Source organism: Anoxybacillus dikiliensis, from assembly GCF_050613275.1.
Taxonomy (GTDB): Bacteria; Bacillota; Bacilli; order Bacillales; family Anoxybacillaceae; genus Anoxybacillus.
This window is the reverse complement of sequence record NZ_CP187112.1, coordinates 1,819,858-1,837,057: the sequence shown is the minus strand read 5'-3', so window position 1 is coordinate 1,837,057 and position 17,200 is coordinate 1,819,858. Positions and strand designations below refer to the sequence as shown.

The 17,200-nt window shown below is 41.9% G+C and carries 17 protein-coding genes, 3 pseudogenes and 1 riboswitch; of the genes and pseudogenes, 17 read left to right on the top strand and 3 right to left on the bottom strand.

Features of this window, described 5'->3' with window-relative positions; translation table 11 throughout:
* Positions 1-100 precede the first annotated feature (100 nt).
* The 9 genes from comGA to ACPF7I_RS09690 are packed head-to-tail and all read left to right on the top strand — an operon-like array spanning position 101 to position 4,759.
* Positions 101-1,171 carry a competence type IV pilus ATPase ComGA gene (gene comGA / locus ACPF7I_RS09730; RefSeq protein WP_430743551.1) on the top strand — a complete coding sequence of 357 codons (1,071 nt, stop codon included), beginning with the start codon at positions 101-103 and terminating at the stop codon, positions 1,169-1,171.
* The gene (comGB, locus tag ACPF7I_RS09725) at positions 1,155-2,186 is read left to right on the top strand and encodes a competence type IV pilus assembly protein ComGB (RefSeq protein WP_431018971.1); all 1,032 of its coding nucleotides are present in this window, start codon (positions 1,155-1,157) and stop codon (positions 2,184-2,186) included. Before comGA ends, comGB begins: the two co-directional genes overlap by 17 nt.
* A gap of 6 nt (positions 2,187-2,192) precedes the next feature.
* Entirely contained in the window at positions 2,193-2,495 is a 303-nt protein-coding gene (gene comGC, locus ACPF7I_RS09720) for a competence type IV pilus major pilin ComGC (RefSeq protein ID WP_430743555.1), read from the top strand.
* A complete protein-coding gene (gene comGD / locus ACPF7I_RS09715; RefSeq protein ID WP_430743557.1) occupies positions 2,488-2,925 on the top strand; it encodes a competence type IV pilus minor pilin ComGD in 438 nt (145 codons plus the stop codon). Before comGC ends, comGD begins: the two co-directional genes overlap by 8 nt.
* Positions 2,909-3,217 carry a competence type IV pilus minor pilin ComGE gene (gene comGE / locus ACPF7I_RS09710; RefSeq protein ID WP_430743559.1) on the top strand — a complete coding sequence of 103 codons (309 nt, stop codon included), beginning with the start codon at positions 2,909-2,911 and terminating at the stop codon, positions 3,215-3,217. The genes comGD and comGE overlap by 17 nt, the downstream gene beginning before the upstream one ends.
* The gene (gene comGF / locus ACPF7I_RS09705; RefSeq protein ID WP_430743561.1) at positions 3,214-3,648 is read left to right on the top strand and encodes a competence type IV pilus minor pilin ComGF; all 435 of its coding nucleotides are present in this window, start codon (positions 3,214-3,216) and stop codon (positions 3,646-3,648) included. Before comGE ends, comGF begins: the two co-directional genes overlap by 4 nt.
* Entirely contained in the window at positions 3,608-4,024 is a 417-nt protein-coding gene (gene comGG / locus ACPF7I_RS09700) for a competence type IV pilus minor pilin ComGG (protein WP_430743563.1), read from the top strand. Before comGF ends, comGG begins: the two co-directional genes overlap by 41 nt.
* Before the next feature lie 13 nt (positions 4,025-4,037).
* Positions 4,038-4,544, top strand: coding sequence for a shikimate kinase (locus ACPF7I_RS09695; protein WP_430743565.1), 507 nt, complete (start codon positions 4,038-4,040; stop codon positions 4,542-4,544).
* 26 nt (positions 4,545-4,570) lie between these two features.
* Positions 4,571-4,759 carry a YqzE family protein gene (locus tag ACPF7I_RS09690; protein ID WP_430743567.1) on the top strand — a complete coding sequence of 63 codons (189 nt, stop codon included), beginning with the start codon at positions 4,571-4,573 and terminating at the stop codon, positions 4,757-4,759.
* A 14-nt stretch (positions 4,760-4,773) separates the two neighbouring features.
* Here ACPF7I_RS09690 and ACPF7I_RS09685 read toward each other — a convergent pair whose 3' ends face one another.
* Both ACPF7I_RS09685 and ACPF7I_RS09680 read right to left on the bottom strand, forming a co-directional pair.
* Positions 4,774-5,544, bottom strand: coding sequence for a YqhG family protein (locus ACPF7I_RS09685; RefSeq protein WP_430743568.1), 771 nt, complete (start codon positions 5,542-5,544; stop codon positions 4,774-4,776).
* Complete coding sequence (locus ACPF7I_RS09680) at positions 5,531-7,174, bottom strand: DEAD/DEAH box helicase (protein ID WP_430743569.1); 1,644 nt, start codon at positions 7,172-7,174, stop codon at positions 5,531-5,533. The genes ACPF7I_RS09685 and ACPF7I_RS09680 overlap by 14 nt, the downstream gene beginning before the upstream one ends.
* 185 nt (positions 7,175-7,359) lie before the next feature.
* A riboswitch (glycine riboswitch) is annotated at positions 7,360-7,448 on the top strand.
* 138 nt (positions 7,449-7,586) lie between these two features.
* Between ACPF7I_RS09680 and gcvT the strand changes: the two genes are divergently transcribed.
* Genes gcvT through gcvPB form a run of 3 tightly spaced genes read left to right on the top strand, consistent with a single transcriptional unit; the run spans position 7,587 to position 11,492 of the window.
* On the top strand, positions 7,587-8,681 hold the full coding sequence (gcvT, locus tag ACPF7I_RS09675) for a glycine cleavage system aminomethyltransferase GcvT (RefSeq protein ID WP_430743571.1): 1,095 nt from the start codon (positions 7,587-7,589) through the stop codon (positions 8,679-8,681).
* A 17-nt stretch (positions 8,682-8,698) separates the two neighbouring features.
* On the top strand, positions 8,699-10,045 hold the full coding sequence (gcvPA, locus tag ACPF7I_RS09670; RefSeq protein WP_430743573.1) for an aminomethyl-transferring glycine dehydrogenase subunit GcvPA: 1,347 nt from the start codon (positions 8,699-8,701) through the stop codon (positions 10,043-10,045).
* The gene (gene gcvPB / locus ACPF7I_RS09665) at positions 10,038-11,492 is read left to right on the top strand and encodes an aminomethyl-transferring glycine dehydrogenase subunit GcvPB (protein WP_430743575.1); all 1,455 of its coding nucleotides are present in this window, start codon (positions 10,038-10,040) and stop codon (positions 11,490-11,492) included. The genes gcvPA and gcvPB overlap by 8 nt, the downstream gene beginning before the upstream one ends.
* 46 nt (positions 11,493-11,538) lie before the next feature.
* On the opposite strand, the gene ACPF7I_RS09660 is transcribed toward gcvPB, so the two are convergent.
* The gene (locus ACPF7I_RS09660; RefSeq protein WP_009373925.1) at positions 11,539-11,910 is read right to left on the bottom strand and encodes a rhodanese-like domain-containing protein; all 372 of its coding nucleotides are present in this window, start codon (positions 11,908-11,910) and stop codon (positions 11,539-11,541) included.
* Positions 11,911-12,035: 125 nt separating this feature from the next.
* Between ACPF7I_RS09660 and ACPF7I_RS09655 the strand changes: the two genes are divergently transcribed.
* From ACPF7I_RS09655 to ACPF7I_RS09635, 5 genes and pseudogenes are all read left to right on the top strand, one after another.
* Positions 12,036-12,872, top strand: a complete 837-nt coding sequence (locus ACPF7I_RS09655; RefSeq protein WP_009373924.1) for a lipoate--protein ligase family protein — start codon at positions 12,036-12,038, stop codon at positions 12,870-12,872.
* Between the two features lie 159 nt (positions 12,873-13,031).
* Positions 13,032-13,817: pseudogene (locus ACPF7I_RS09650) on the top strand (ribonucleotide reductase N-terminal alpha domain-containing protein); the annotation flags it as partial.
* Between the two features lie 412 nt (positions 13,818-14,229).
* Positions 14,230-14,883, top strand: a pseudogene (locus ACPF7I_RS09645) (vitamin B12-dependent ribonucleotide reductase); the annotation flags it as partial.
* 230 nt (positions 14,884-15,113) lie between these two features.
* Positions 15,114-16,010: a restriction endonuclease gene (locus ACPF7I_RS09640; RefSeq protein WP_268850874.1), complete on the top strand. Its 897-nt coding sequence runs from the start codon at positions 15,114-15,116 to the stop codon at positions 16,008-16,010.
* Positions 16,011-16,071: 61 nt separating this feature from the next.
* Positions 16,072-17,196 (top strand): annotated as a pseudogene (locus ACPF7I_RS09635) (vitamin B12-dependent ribonucleotide reductase); the annotation flags it as partial.
* Positions 17,197-17,200 lie beyond the last annotated feature (4 nt).

Here is a 17,200-nt window from a genome sequence, read left to right as displayed (position 1 = left end):
ACATGGGTGAATATTTTTTTGAATTTTTTACGAATGAAGAAGGAATTTGACGAAACATGTTGAATAATGAAGGCGAAAAAATGAAGAAAGGGGGATGGCGTTGCGGACAATTGAACAGTTAGCTGATCGCTTGATTGAGGAAGCTTATATGCTTCAAGCTTCCGACATTCACATCGTTCCGCGCAAACAAGATGCGCTCGTGCAATTTCGCCTAGGGGGGATGCTCGTTACGAAAAATGTGCTATCGAAACAGACGTGTGAACGTTTGCTTGCGCACTTTAAATTTCTCGCTGATATGGATATTGGAGAACGTCGTCGTCCGCAAAGCGGAGCGATGGAAATGAACCTTGCCCACACGACTGTACATCTTCGGTTATCAACGTTGCCTACCATCTATGACGAAAGCCTAGTTATCCGATTACTTCCGTTACATTCATTTCTTCCGCTTAAACAACTCTCGCTCTTCCCTTCAACGGCAAAAAAGTTGCTCGCCTTATTAAACTATTCTCATGGGCTTATTATTTTTACAGGACCGACTGGATCCGGAAAAACGACAACGCTATACAGTTTGTTAAACGTATGTCGTCACCATTTTCAACGAAATGTTATCACGCTAGAAGATCCGGTTGAAAAGCGGGCCGAAGATGTATTGCAAGTGCAAGTAAACGAAAAAGCTGGTATTACGTATGCAGCAGGGTTAAAAGCGATTCTCCGCCATGACCCAGATGTCATTATGGTTGGGGAAATTCGTGATGCTGAAACGGCAAAAATTGCTGTGCGTGCCGCACTCACAGGACATCTCGTGTTGACAACTATGCATACGAAAGATGCGGTTGGGGCTATTTATCGCCTTCTTGAGTTTGGTGTGCCATTTCAAGAAATGGCACAAACGTTAGTCGCTGTAACAGCGCAACGTCTTGTACAATTAAAATGTCCGTTTTGTGAAGGAGAGTGCTCACCTTTTTGTCGACAGTATCGACCTGTTCGGCGAGCGGCTGTTTATGAACTGCTATACGGAAATGAACTGGCACAAGCGATGCGGGCAGCGAAAGGGGAGCAAGCGACATATATGTACACTCGACTAAAAGATGTCATTAAAAAAGGAATTGCGTTCGGTTTTTTACATGAAAGCGTCATTGAAAGTTGGTTGTTAGATGAAGCGACGTTGTAATTGGTCGTTACAGGAGCAAAGTATGTTTTTCCTTCAACTTGGTAAATTGCTTAGTAAAGGGTATTCGCTTGCTCAAGCGATTGAGTTTTTGCAAATTCAACAGCCTCCTGCAAAGCAACGCGATCTTGATGATTGTGTACACGCATTGCGATCAGGTGTGCCGATTCATGAAGTTTTTTCTCGCATCCAATTTCATTCTCATCTTTTAGCATATGTATTTTTTGCTGAGCAACATGGACAACTTGCTCATGGATTGATAGAAGCAGGGGAAATCGGACAAATGAGGGCACGCTACGTTGAGCAAGTGAAACGTATGTTGCGTTATCCGTTATTTCTTTTTAGTTTTTGTATCGTGATGTTTTTCATGTTTCATCAAGTATTAGCTCCGCAGTTTTCTCATCTTCTTTCTTCGTTTCATGCTCGTTCATCTTTTTCTACTTTCATTTTTACTGCTACAGTATGGTTTCCGCGTATACTTTCTGCTGTGCTCATGATGTTCGTTTTCTTAGGCTTGTTTTATTTGTTTTTCGTTCGCTCATGGCCCATTCATAAGCAAATAGATTTGTTTATGAAGCTCCCGCTTGTCCGTTCATGGATTGTGTCATTTCATACGCAAGTATTTTCTTTACAATTAAGCCACTTGTTAAAAGGAGGGCTGTCTATTTATGAGGCGCTACAAATTTTCGAGCATCAATCCCACCTCCCATTACTGAAGGAGGAAGCGAAAATTATGAAACAGCAACTATGCGCAGGTGAAAAGTTAGATGAAATGATTCAGCAACGGAAGTATTATGAAAAGGAACTGTCATTTGTCATTCGTCACGGTCAGTCAAATGGAGAATTAGTGCAAGAATTGTTTCATTATAGCCAATTTTCATTACAAAAATTAGAAAACCGTCTGAAAAAAATTGTATATATTACTCAACCACTTTTGCTTAGTTGTATTGGCGTTTTTGTCATTTTGATGTATGTTGCTATGCTATGGCCTATTTTCCAACTGTTAAATCATATATAGAGGGGGATGTATATGAGAAATGAAAAAGGATTCACATTAATCGAAATGTTAATTGTATTAATGGTCATTACCATTTTGATTTTAATTACGATCCCAAATGTGACAAAACATAACAGTATGATTAACAACAAAGGATGTTCAGCGTTTATAAAGATGGTTCAGTCTCAAGTGAAAGCATATGAAATGGAGCATGGAACAATCCCGACTGTGCAACAATTAGTAGATGGAAAATATATTGAAAGCAACCGCTGTCCAAATGGAAAGGCGATTGTCATCACGAGTGAAGGAGACGTTTTAGAAAGTGAATGAACGAGGTTTTACGTTGATCGAAATGTTAATCGTTCTTTTTGTTGTAACGGGCATTATGTCGTTTACTGTTCCACCATTTCAGCACGTGTTAGCTGAGCGACAGCTGCAATATTTTTTAGAACAGTTTAGGAATGATATGTTATATGCCCAACAATATGCAATGAGCCGGAAAAAGACGGTAGCGATTATATTTTATTTCGACACATGTCGTTATGAAGTGAAGGAAGGAGGGACGTTTGGGAAGGAGCTCCTCGCCCGTTCCTTCCCTTCCCCTTTTCAATTTCAAATGGCTACGTTATCTCCGCCAATTTATTATTATCCGAACGGCAATATTAATAAAGCAGGGACGCTTCTTGTTGCATACGGACATAAAAAATATAAAATCGTTTTTCAATTAGGGAAAGGGAGATTGTATGCACAAAAATTGTAACGGTTTCACGTTTGTTGAACTGCTCGTTTCGCTTAGTTTATGGAGCGGTTTAATCGCTATGTTACTCGCTCATTGGACAATTATTGCTATAGAACGGGAAAACAAAAAAATAGAAACGATTGCGAATGAAATTTTATATGAGGCAATGATGAATGAACATCGTGTAAACGAAACGGTCGTTGTTCGGGGAAAACGTACATTTTCATTATTTGTGCGATCGAATGAGCGATGTGTTCGTTGGGAAGATTGGCTAAAAAGAACAAAGGAAAGATGTGAGCTATTGTTGCAATGATTCGAACAGAAAAAGGCTTTACATTAATTGAAGTATTGATGTCACTTACCGTTTTTTTAATCATTTTATCTTTATTGGCAACAGCATTTCATTTATCGTTGAACTATACAGCAAAACGCGGGAGCTTTCACTATTTTGAATGGCTTGTTTTTATTCAACAAGCAAAAATGGAACTAAGGGAATCAAAAGACGTTCGGATACACGAGACAACGATTCAATTCGATAAATGGACGGGCGAGCGTGTGACGTACGAAAAGTATGGAACGATCATTCGTCGGCGTGTAAATGCCACCGGTCATGAAATTATGCTTCAATCTATTCAACATATATCGTATAAAAAAGAACAAACGGGCATTCGCATGCGAGTATTCACAGATAAGGGTGATTTATATGAAGCGTTTATCCCATCTTTCCGATCATATGAAAAATGAACAAGGTGTTATTTTGCCGTTTACGGTTATGTGTGCGTTGCTTATAACTGCTTTTTTTCTCCACGCTGTGGCATTGTATCATACAGACATACAGTTTTTTGAAGAAGAGAAAAAGTGGTATGAAGCGGATTATTTGATGAAGCAAACGCTTATTCATGTGAAACAAACGCTTGCCAATGCACCAGAAAACGTGCCATCATTAAGCCAAACGATTTCATTTCCTCGCGGGCGGGCAACGTATAATGCAATAAAAAACGGAGCGGATGTTTGGCTTGTCAATGTATCATGTGTAACGAATGCTCAATTTCGCTATGACGTTCAGTTTCAATTTCACGTATTAACAAGCGACATTTCGGGATGGAAAGAACTATACTAGAGAGGGAGAGAATATGAGGGCGATTTACTTAACAGGGTTTATGGGGGCGGGCAAGACGACGATTGGCCAACGATTAGGAGAAGTATTACAGCTACCTGTGATCGACACAGATGCATATATTGAACAACAAGTTGGAAAAACGATTGCGGAAATTTTTAGGGAAGAGGGGGAAGAGGCATTTCGGGCATACGAGCGGGAAACATTAAAGAAGCTTCCAATAGAACGTGTCATTATCACAACAGGTGGCGGGATTGTTATTCAAGAAGAAAATCGTCAATTTATGCGCGAGCATGGAATCGTCATTTATTTACATTGTGAGTTACATGAATTGTTTCGTCGTTTAGCTGATGATACGACTCGACCGCTACTGATGGAAAATAAACAAAAACAAATAAAACAGCTATTTGAACAAAGACTTCCGTGGTATCGTGAAGCCCATATGACGATCGATACAACAAATCGTACGATTGATGACATCGTAGAAAGCATCGTATCTTTGCTTAAATCACCTCGTTTTTGACGATACTAGCATCGAGGTGATGAACGATGGCAGGAAACGACTATGTTAAATTTATGACCGAACAAGTTGTGAAATATTTAGATCGACCAAAAGATGAACGGAAAAGACAAAGACAAGAAAAGAAACAGTTAAAAAAACAGCAAAAGCAGCCATTTTTATATCGTTGGTTCGGTGTCATTCCGTATGCCATTATTCTCTTATTTAAGCGAAAATAAGGCTAATATTAGCCTTATTTCGCTTGCAAATAAAATAACCCACCGTTAATGATCGAAATGTGAATTCTCGGTTCATATCTTTGTCGCAACGCTTCTTTTTCATTTTCATATTCTTCTCGTTTTTCTTCGACACCTTCATAAAAGTGTTGCAGTAACGCCAAGTCTTCTTCCCAACGTGCGCGCGCCTCATCTGCCCACTCATGCGTTTCAGAGGCGATGAGACGTTGAACAAAAGCTTCAAGACGTGTCAGTCCACTCATTGGCTTAATAAGTGGGGAAATCGTAAAGCAATAATCAGGCACGGTGACGCCCCATTGTTTTTCTTTTAACACGTCGTAAAATGACTCGACGATTGTTCCGCTAATGAGATGAATACCTAACGATAATAAACGATCTTGTTTCCGATCGCATTCATATGAAAGTAATATATTTGTATGAAGCCACGGATGAAGAGCGACAGATCGTTCGAATACTTGTTCATAGAGCCGAACGAATCGCCCGTTCATTTTAGCAATCGAAAAAATTTGATGAAGGCGTGGAGAACCGAAATGAATATGCTCTCCTTTTTCATGAATGGATCGTTTTGTGACAAGCGATAGTTGCAACGGTTCACCTACAGCGCCGATACGCTCAACATAATGCCAGTAAAATGGGCGATTCATTAATTGTTTATCCATTTCGGCCGTGAGCTGAACACGTATATGTCCATCGCTACGTTCGAGAATTGGGCAATGGGTAGCGATAAAAAAACGTTCAAGAAAAGATTGGATGTCATCTTGCTGCATGCGTTCGTTCCTCCGTATTTGCTAAAATTTCTACAAAATTTTGCATTTTAATTTTCAGTTCTCCTTCACTTTTCGACTGAGCAATCATGCGCTCCAAATGGTTCGAAAACGTTGGGGATTGTAGCTTCATTAAAATGTCATCTAATTCCCCGACGACCCGTTCAAATAGACGAATTTTTTCGTACAGTAATGCAAATACATGTTCTTCGACTGTGTTGCGCACAACAAAATTATAAATGTGCACATCTTTTGTTTGTCCGAGACGATGAACACGCCCGATTCGTTGTTCTAGACGCATCGGATTCCAAGGCAAATCGTAGTTAATCACATGGTTGCAAAACTGTAAGTTAATTCCTTCTCCTCCTGCCTCTGTCGCGATAAGCACTTGAGTGCGATGTTGAAACAGCTCTTTCATCCAATCTTTTTTACTTCGTTTAAATCCGCCACGAAACGGTACAGAAGAAATGCCGTGTTGTTTCAAAAACCATTGCAAATACAATTGGGTCGCTCGGTATTCTGTAAATACAATCACTTTATCGTTGATTTTTCGAATAAGTTCCAGCGTTTTTTTTGCTTTTGTATGTTCGGTGATCTCATTCATTTTTTGTAACAATGCACCAATGGTCGTTTCGATGTTCGGATGTCGCTCCATCATGCTTTTTAACGTGCAAAAAAGAGCTTCTTTACTACTACATATTTCACGCAATAACGTAATGTGTGATAATGATGTATCGGAAAAATGTGGCTTTGATTGTCGGATCGTCTCATATACGTTTCGTTCTGCTTCCGAAAAATCAATAAACATCGTTTCGACGTGCCGCTTCGTCCATTCAATTCCTGTATCGTGGCGACGATGTCGAATCATTACTTTTCGAATGAGTTCTTTTAAATGGGCATCATCGTGTAATGTGCGTAGCTTTCCGTACCTTTTTTGAAATTGTTCGGCATTCCCTAAATGCCCAGGTTTCAGTAGAGAAACGAGATGGAAAATTTCTTCCACGCGGTTTTGGATCGGTGTCGCTGTCAACAGTAAGCAAAACTTCTTTTTTAATCCTTGAACAAATTCATAGTTTTTTGTTTTATTGTTTTTCAATTTATGTGCTTCGTCAATGATGACAATATCGTATGTTTGTTTATAAATGATATCCCGATGGGGTTGTTTTTTCGCTGTATCGATTGATGAAACGACAACGTCACATTGTTCCCATACGTAGCTTTTCCTTTGGGCAACGGCAGGAATAAAAAATTTTTCATTTAATTCTTGCACCCATTGCGAGACGAGAGAAGCGGGAACGAGAATAAGCGCCTTTTTCACAAGTCCACGAATCATATATTCTTTTAAAATTAGTCCTGCTTCAATCGTTTTTCCTAGCCCGACTTCATCCGCTAAGATGGCTTTTCCGTTCATTTGCTCGACAACTTGACGTGCAACGTCATATTGATGGGGTAAAATCGTTATATGTGGCAAATGTTTTGGCGCTTGCAGTCCATCAAACTGAGGAATAGTTAACGCTTTGGCTGATTCAAGCGCCAACTCGTACAGCTCCCAGTTTGACCACGGACCATCACGTTCGATGCGTGTCATAAATTCGTCCTTCCAACTTTTCTCCCAATGTACTGTGACGTTCATAAGTATCCCTCATTTTCCGAACATTTTTGTTTAAAACAAAAAGAATTTACGTATTTTATTTATAAAAAGATGTTGCGACAAACGAGAAGTTATAAGATAATAAAAAACGTAAGAAAGTTTATAAAATTGTTTCATTATGTGCTTACATGTAGTGTGACACAAGAACGACAATTGTATACGGGCGGATGAGAACAAGGGGAGAGACTACGGAATGTAGCGCCGAAGGAGCAAGTGGCAACACGAATCTCTCAGGCAAAAGAACTCTTGTTTGACGCAGCTCTGGAGAGCGTTCACGAATGTGAACCACCCACGAGGACACCTATTACAGGGAAACTTTCAGGTGAAAGGACAGAGACTACCATATGACAATATGGGGGTCGTCTGTCTTTTTTTATGAACAAGGAGGGAGCATATGTTAAAAAGAACACCGCTATTTCCTCTGTATGCAGAGTATGGCGCAAAAACGATTGATTTTGGCGGTTGGGAGTTACCTGTGCAATTTTCAAGCATTAAGGAGGAACACGAAGCCGTACGGACGCGAGCAGGATTATTTGATGTGTCACATATGGGCGAGTTTGAAGTGAAAGGAAAAGATAGCCTTGCCTTTTTACAAAAAATGATGACAAACGATGTCGCAAAATTAACAAATGGTCGTGCCCAATATACCCTTATGTGCTATGAAGACGGTGGAACAGTTGATGATTTACTTGTTTATAAAAAAGGAGACGATCATTACCTTCTTGTTGTAAATGCCGCAAATATTGAAAAAGATTTTGCATGGCTTGAAGCGCATGTATTTGGGGATGTTGAACTTGTCAATATCTCAAACGATATTGCGCAACTGGCACTACAAGGGCCGCTTGCCGAAAAAGTGTTGCAACGATTGACGACTGTTGATTTATCTACCATGAAATTTTTCGCTTTTGCCGATCATGTCGATGTCGCAGGCATTCAAGCGCTCGTGTCACGGACAGGATATACAGGGGAAGACGGGTTTGAGCTATATTGCCGAGCAGAAGATGCCCAAGCGCTTTGGCGAGCGATTTTAGAGACAGGAAAAGAAGACGGAGTGCTTCCGTGCGGGCTCGGTGCGCGCGATACACTTCGTTTTGAAGCATGCTTGCCGCTTTATGGGCAAGAGTTAGCGAAAGATATTACACCAATGGAAGCAGGGCTTGGATTTGCAGTTAAAACGAATAAAGACGTTGACTTTTTCGGAAAAGAAGTATTAAAGAAACAGAAAGAAGAAGGAACAACACGTAAACTTGTCGGCATTGAAATGATCGACAAAGGCATTCCGCGCTACGGATATGCGGTATATGTAAACGGTGAGCAAGTTGGGATTGTGACGACAGGAACTCAATCGCCAACGCTTAAAAAAAATATCGGTTTAGCGCTTATTTCAACAACGTTTTCTTCTCTTGATACAGAAGTAGAAGTAGACGTTCGTGGGAAACGACTAAAAGCGAAAGTAGTGGCAACGCCGTTTTATAAACGCACAAAATAATGTGAGGAGAGAGAGTTATGCTTCATCGTTATTTGCCAATGACGGAAGAAGATAAGCAACAAATGTTAGAAACGATTGGTGTGCAATCGATTGATGAACTGTTTTCTGATATTCCAGAAAGCGTTCGTTTTCAAGGCGAATACAACATTAAGCCGGCAAAATCAGAACCGGAACTAATGAAAGAATTAATGGCATTGGCCGCAAAAAATGCGAATATGAAGACATATCCCTCATTTTTAGGAGCTGGGGTGTATGATCATTACATCCCGACGATTGTTGACCATGTCATTTCACGTTCCGAATTTTATACAGCGTATACGCCATATCAGCCAGAAATTTCCCAAGGGGAATTGCAAGCAATTTTCGAGTTTCAAACGATGATTTGTGAGCTGACGGGCATGGATGTTGCCAACTCGTCCATGTATGATGGCGGGACGGCGCTAGCGGAAGCAGTGTTATTAAGCGCAGCGCATACGAAAAAGAAAAAAATATTATTATCAAACGCAGTGCATCCGGAATATCATGATGTCGTGAAAACGTACGCAAAAGGTCCTGGGCTTGAAGTGGTAGACATACCGTATAAAAATGGTGTAACGGATCTTGACGCTCTTCAAGCAGAAATGAATGAAGATGTCGCATGCGTCATTGTGCAATATCCAAACTTTTTCGGACAAATCGAACCGCTAAAAGAAATTGAACCAATCGCTCATGCGCATAAAGGGATGTTTGTTGTCGCAAGCAATCCGCTTGCGTTAGGTGTATTAACACCACCAGGTCAGTTCGGTGCAGACATCGTCGTTGGCGATGCGCAACCGTTTGGCATTCCAGCCCAATTCGGTGGTCCACATTGCGGTTATTTTGCGGTGAAATCGGCGCTCATGCGCAAAATCCCAGGGCGTCTTGTCGGACAAACGACGGATGAAGAAGGGCGACGCGGCTTTGTTTTGACATTGCAAGCGCGTGAACAACATATTCGCCGCGACAAAGCGACGTCAAATATTTGCTCGAATCAAGCGTTAAATGCGCTCGCTGCATCGGTGGCGATGACCGCGCTCGGCAAAAACGGCGTAAAAGAAATGGCGACGATGAATATTCAAAAAGCGCATTATGCAAAAGAAGCGTTCGTTAATCATGGATTTGATGTCATATTTACAGGACCGTTTTTCAACGAGTTTGTTGTTCGCTTGAACAAGCCCGTAGCGGAAGTAAATAAAAAGCTGTTGGAAAAAGGAATCATCGGCGGCTACGATCTCGGGCGCGATTATCCGGAACTGCAAAACTGCATGTTAATTGCGGTCACAGAATTGCGCACGAAAGAAGAAATCGACACGCTTGTGAAAGAATTGGGGGATTGTCATGCATAAAGATCAACCGCTTATTTTTGAATTAAGCAAGCCAGGACGAATCGGATATAGCTTACCAGCACTAGACGTACCAGCAGTCGATATTGCACAAGTCGTTCCAACCGATTACATTCGGCAAGAAGCACCGGAGCTTCCTGAAGTGTCAGAGCTTGATATTATGCGCCATTATACAGCGCTATCAAAGCGCAACCATGGGGTTGATTCCGGCTTTTATCCGCTTGGGTCTTGTACGATGAAATACAATCCGAAAATAAATGAAAACGTTGCCCGCTTTGCTGGATTTGCCCACATTCACCCGCTTCAACCGGAAGAAACGGTGCAAGGGGCACTTGAATTAATGTATGACTTACAAGAGCATTTAAAAGAAATTACCGGTATGGATGCGGTGACGTTGCAGCCAGCTGCTGGTGCGCATGGAGAATGGACAGGACTGATGATGATTCGCGCCTACCATGAAGCAAACGGCGACTACAACCGCACAAAAGTCGTTGTCCCTGATACGGCGCACGGGACAAATCCTGCGTCGGCAACAGTTGCCGGATTTGAAACGGTGACGGTGAAATCGACAGAAGAAGGGCTTGTCGATTTAGACGATTTACGCCGCGTCGTCGGTCCGGATACAGCCGCGCTTATGCTCACAAATCCAAATACGCTTGGTCTTTTTGAAGAAAATATTTTAGAAATGGCAGAAATTGTGCATGCCGCAGGCGGAAAGCTGTATTACGACGGGGCAAACTTAAATGCGGTGTTAAGCAAAGCGCGCCCTGGTGATATGGGCTTTGACGTCGTGCACCTAAACCTTCATAAAACGTTTACTGGCCCGCATGGCGGCGGTGGCCCTGGTTCTGGTCCAGTTGGCGTGAAAGCGGACCTTATTCCGTTTTTACCGAAACCGACGGTGGAAAAGGGAGAAAACGGCTACTATTTCGACTATGACAGACCAAAAGCGATCGGTCGCGTGAAGCCGTTTTATGGCAACTTTGGCATTAACGTTCGCGCCTATACGTATATTCGTTCGATGGGGCCAGACGGCTTAAAAGCAGTGACAGAATATGCAGTATTAAACGCTAACTACATGATGCGTCGCTTAGCGGAATATTACGATTTGCCATACAACCGTCATTGTAAACACGAATTTGTCTTATCAGGAAAGCGACAAAAGAAATTAGGCGTGCGCACGCTTGATATTGCGAAGCGTTTGCTTGATTTCGGCTACCATCCGCCGACGATTTACTTCCCGTTGATTGTCGAAGAGTGTATGATGATTGAGCCGACGGAAACGGAGTCAAAAGAAACGCTCGATGCTTTTATTGACGCGATGATTCAAATCGCAAAAGAAGCGGAAGAAACGCCGGAAATCGTCCAAGAAGCACCGCATACAACGGTCGTGAAGCGATTGGATGAAACGAAGGCAGCCCGCAAACCGATTTTGCGGTATCAGAAATAAAACAAAAGGTGAAAAAACGAGGTGCCAGGCGTTTTTGCTTGGCACCTTATTTTTTCTTCACCTTTCCTGTCCACATTTTAAATCCACCTTTTAAGTGGTAAAGGTCGCGGTATCCTTTTCGGTAAAGCATTTGTGCCGCACGGCCGCTGCGAAGTCCGCTTTGGCAATATAAATAAATCGGCTGGTCTTTACGCAATTCTTTCATGCGCAAACGTAGTTGTGAAAGCGGAATGTTACGTGCCCCTAAAATGTGACCGGCAGCGTATTCATCTGGTTCGCGAACATCGATGAGTTGCGCTTTTCGATAACCTGCGCGGAACTCTTCTTCCGTAAGCGTTTTAACGACTCGCTTTTGGTAAAAGTATGTAATTACCGCGTACACAATGATTGCTCCGAGAATAATAAGAACTGTCGTCATGCTTACCCTCCTTTTTCATCGTTGCCACGTCTATTATATAAATGTTTCGTCCAAGAAGCAAAGCATTTTCCATTGACTTATTATGTTTGCTACACTATAAAATGATAGAGGAAAGGGTGGAGTAGATGGAAAAAGAAGTATGGCGATTTATTGACTCAGGCGATTGTTCTCCAGCGTTTAATATGGCGCTTGATGAAGCGTTGTTAGAATGGCATAGTGAAGGAAACTTTCCGCCAACCATTCGGTTTTACGGTTGGAACCCACCGACGCTTTCGATCGGCTATTTTCAAAAAGTCGAAAAAGAGATCGATATGGATGCAGTAAAAAAATACGGACTTGGCTTTGTGAGACGCCCAACAGGCGGTCGCGGTGTGCTTCATGATAAAGAATTAACGTATAGCGTTATCGTATCAGAAGCGCATCCAGCTATGCCGCAAACGGTGACGGAAGCGTATCGCGTCATTTCACAAGGCATTTTGGAAGGATTTCGTTTTCTCGGGCTTGATGCGTATTTTGCTGTTCCAAAAACAGAAGAAGAAAAAGCGGACTTAAAAAATCCACGCTCGGCGGTTTGTTTTGATGCACCATCTTGGTATGAGCTCGTTGTCGAAGGAAGAAAAGTGGCAGGAAGCGCCCAAACGAGACAAAAAGGAGTCATTTTACAACATGGCTCGATTTTATTAGACTTAGATGAAGAAATGCTTTTTAGCTTGTTTAAGTATCCGAACGAACGAGTGAAAGAGCGGTTGCGACAAAATTTTAAAAACAAAGCGGTCGCAATCAATGAGCTAACCGATCGAAAAGTGACGATCGATGAGGCGAAGGAAGCATTTTTCAAAGGATTTGAAAAAGGTTTAAACATTCAGTTAGAACGATATGAATTAACCGATGATGAGCGGCTGTACGTTCAGCAACTAGCGAGAAATAAATATGAAACAGATGAATGGAATTTCAAACGGTAAATTTTCCTCTTGACAAATAAAAAACACTTGACTTAATTATCAATATGTAGTATGGGTTTTGTGAAAAAACATACTACATATTGATTTTTTTATTGATTATTGTTGTCGATATATGGTAGTTTAATGTAGTAAGATTATGTTGGAAGAGGAGAGGTAAACATGACGGTTGCGTTTTCTGAAAAAATGACGGTGAATGTGGACAAGTTGAATGAAGACATTCGCCTATTTCCACAAGTGCACCCGATTACTCCTGAGATGCACATTACATATAAGGGTGTGTCGCGCTTAGTGATGCTTGATCGCTATTCGTTTAAAGATACGGAAAAGTTGACGCTAAGCGTCGGGGATTTTGTCGTTTTAACAGTGAAGGAAGATCCGAAGTTTCCGGCGCGTGGGCTTGGATTTATTGTCGAGTTGGATTGGGAAAGTAAAAAAGCACACGTGCTTGTGGAAGAAGAATATCGCCACGTGCTAGAAGAGGACGAGGCGAAAACAGGCATTGTCGTTCGTTCTCTTGATGTTATTGAAAAACCATTAGAAATTTACTATGAGCAAATTGCAAAGCGGAACGCAACCGGGCTAGCCGCTGTTGAGCAAACGGAAGAAAAACGGCAAGAGTGGTTCGAAAAGTTTTATGAACAGCTTGTCAGTCTAAATTTCGTTCCAGCAGGGCGCGTATTATATGGAGCAGGTTCTGGAACAGAAGTGACGTACTTCAACTGCTACGTCATGCCATTTGTGAAAGATTCGCGCGAAGGCATTTCTGAACATCGCAAACAAGTGATGGAAATTATGAGCCGCGGTGGCGGTGTCGGAACGAACGGTTCTACCCTTCGTCCACGCAATACACTCGCGCGCGGAGTGAATGGAAAATCGTCCGGGTCCGTATCATGGCTTGACGACATTGCAAAATTAACCCATCTTGTCGAACAAGGTGGCTCCCGTTAACAGAGCGCCATCGGCGGGAGTAAAATCTCGTGAATTGCTGGAACACCCTAAAGCCAATTGAACCACAACGTAGCTGGCAACGGCAGGCGTGATGGTGTGAAAATCAATTGGATGGAACAATGGGCAACCAGCAGCCAAGCGTCTCTGGAAACAGAGATGAAGGTTCAACGACTATTGAAACTTCCTACAGCTTCCCATACAATGAATGTAATAAATAAACATGTTTGGAGCGGAGAAGCCATGGAAGGAGTAAATCGTAACGCTCGGCAACGAGGTTACGAGGCACGAGACAAAGAAGAGATGTTGGAAAAAGCCCATCTTCTTTGATGATATAGTCTGATCTCCGTTCGAAAGACGGAGAGCTAGGCAGAAATGACCTAGCCCACTCAAATGAGTGAGTAACAAATTGCGTGGCGCACAAATGATTATGTTAGCCGATTGGCATCCGGACATTATTGAATTCATCATTTCCAAAATGCAAAATCCGCGCATTTTGCGCTATTTGCTTGAAAATACAGAAGACGAAGGCATTCAAAAAGCAGCGAAAGAAAAACTAAAGTTTACACCGCTTACTGAACAAGAGCGCGCAATGTATCAAGGAATTGTTAACTACAAAAACATCCCAGGATACGGCGGCTTTTCAGAAAAAATTATTAAAGACGCGGAAGAAAAGTTGCGCACAGGTGGCACGTATAGCGTCCACAATCCGGACTTTTTAACAGGGGCGAACATTTCCGTTTGCTTAACAAAAGAGTTTATGCAGGCAGTAGAAAACGATGAAGAATACGAATTGCGCTTCCCAGATGTTGAAACGTACTCGGAAGAAGAAATGCGCATCTACAACGAAAAATGGCATGAAGTCGGCGATGTGCGTGAATGGGAGAAAATGGGTTATCGCGTTCGCGTCTACCGGAAAATTCGCGCGCGCGAGCTATGGAAGCTCATTAACATTTGTGCAACGTATTCCGCCGAACCAGGCATTTTCTTTATCGACAACGCCAACGACATGACGAACGCAAGAGCGTACGGGCAAAAAGTAGTCGCAACAAATCCGTGTGGTGAATAGTTTGCCTCACGTAAAAAACTGCGGAATGAAGCAGGAACCCTGAGATGGGAACCTGAACCGAAGGCTGAGCCTAAAAACTCAGTCAGGGGCAACGCATACGGAGTGAACCTGTCTAAAAAGGCAGAATATAATCTCCGCAAGAGGCCGCAGCATTACACACGCTTTTCGCAAGGACGGTGTACTGCCGGATGAATAGGGGATATGCCGGATTTTACAGAGGTTTTTATTTGAGAAGTTCTTATGAATATGCATATGCCAAATATTTAGATTATCATTCAATTCAATGGGGCTACGAGGATCAAGTTTTTGATCTAGGTTATAGGTTATATAAACCAGACTTCTTTATTTACGATAATAATGGGAATGTTTGCAGAATAGTGGAAGTTAAATCAAGGAACAAGAAGGAGATAGAAAAGGCTTTAAATGATTTAACTGAAATTCATCGTAAATATGGCATTGAATGTGAGCTAGTTTCTTATGAGAAACTGCGAGTAATCTATGAACATTTGCCTTTTACGTTGACGGGTACTATCGAAGAATGGATAAATTCAAATGAGACTACTATTAGTAAAGTCGCTTCTGGTAGTTTAAACGGTCATTACAGTATGAAGCATCGAGAGGATACAAAGAAAAAAATTGGTGAACATACAAAGAAGTTGTGGGAAACTGATAGCTATGCAAAGCAAAGAATGTTAGAAGGTTTAAGAAAGTCTGGATTATCACAAAAAGGAAAGATTAAAATTCCTAGGGAAAAAAGGGTTTGCAAGAACTGCGGTGACTGCTTCACTGTAATAAAAACTTCATCAAGAAAATTTTGTAGTCAATCTTGTGCTGGGAAGAATGCAATAAAAAAAGCGACTGAAGTGTACGTTAGTAAAAGGGAGATATTACATGTCGAAATAAGAGATTACACTATTCAATGGTCGAAACTAAATAAAGAGATTGTTCTCAATGCTAAGTTGAATAAAGTTAGTACAGTTATTGCCCCATTATTAAATGAAATTCACGATTTGTTTGGAGTAAAGGATCTTAGAGTGATTTCAAAAGCTGTTTTTGGAAAAGATTTAGGGAGAAAAGAACTTCTTAAGTTTATGAAAAGCGTGTGTAATGAAAACGTATGCTGAGCTAACGGGAAATGAACCGTTAGAGCTATCGGATAAAAAGCCGATAGGGTAACATAAGCTGGAACAACCACTCGCACCTTATTCTGTGTGCAATTTAGCCGCGATTAATTTGGCAAATATGGTCGATAAAGAAAAGAAGGTCGTTGATTATGAAAAATTAAAGCGTACGGTTGAAGTTGGCGTCCGTATGCAAGATAACGTTATTGACGCAACCCCGTATTTCCTTGAAGAAAATAAAAAGCAAGCGCTTGGGGAGCGTCGCATCGGTCTTGGCGTCATGGGACTAGCTGACTTACTTATTTATTGCGAAAAAGAGTACGGTTCGGAAGAGGGAAATCAGTTAGTTGACGAGCTGTTTAAAACAATTGCGACAACGGCGTATCGTGCGTCGATTGAGCTTGCGAAAGAAAAAGGAAGCTTTCCGTTTTTAGTTGGCGAAACAGAAGAAGAAACGATGAAATTGCGCGAAGCGTTTATTCACACCGGTTATATGAAAAAAATGCCGGAAGATATTCGCCAAGATATTTTAAAATACGGTATTCGCAACTCGCATTTATTAACGGTTGCTCCGACTGGATCCACAGGGACCATGATCGGCGTGTCCACAGGGCTTGAACCATATTTTTCCTTTTCTTATTATCGAAGCGGCCGTCTAGGCAAGTTTATTGAGGTGAAAGCGGATATCGTCCAAGAATATTTAGATAAACATCCAGAAGCGGATCCGAACAACTTGCCGCATTGGTTTGTGACCGCGATGGATTTATCACCGGAAGCCCATGCAGATGTACAATGCATTATTCAACGTTGGGTCGATTCAAGCCTTTCGAAAACGGTGAACGCACCGCGCGGCTATACGGTTGAGCAAGTGCAAAAAGTGTACGAGCGGTTATGGCGAGGTGGTGCAAAAGGTGGGACAGTGTATGTCGACGGTAGCCGTGATGCGCAAGTATTAACATTAAAAGCAGAAGAACATGTGGTCGAAGAGCAGCTAGAGCTTCTGCCAGAAGAACCGAAAAAACGGGCTGTTGCCCTTGTTGAAACGATTCCTGATTTACGAGCAACGGACGTTACGATCGGTTCGGAAGTCGGCAACATTTGTCCAGTATGCCGTGAAGGAACAGTCGAAGAAATCGGTGGCTGCAACACGTGTACAAGTTGCGGTGCCCAGTTAAAATGTGGTTTATAATGTA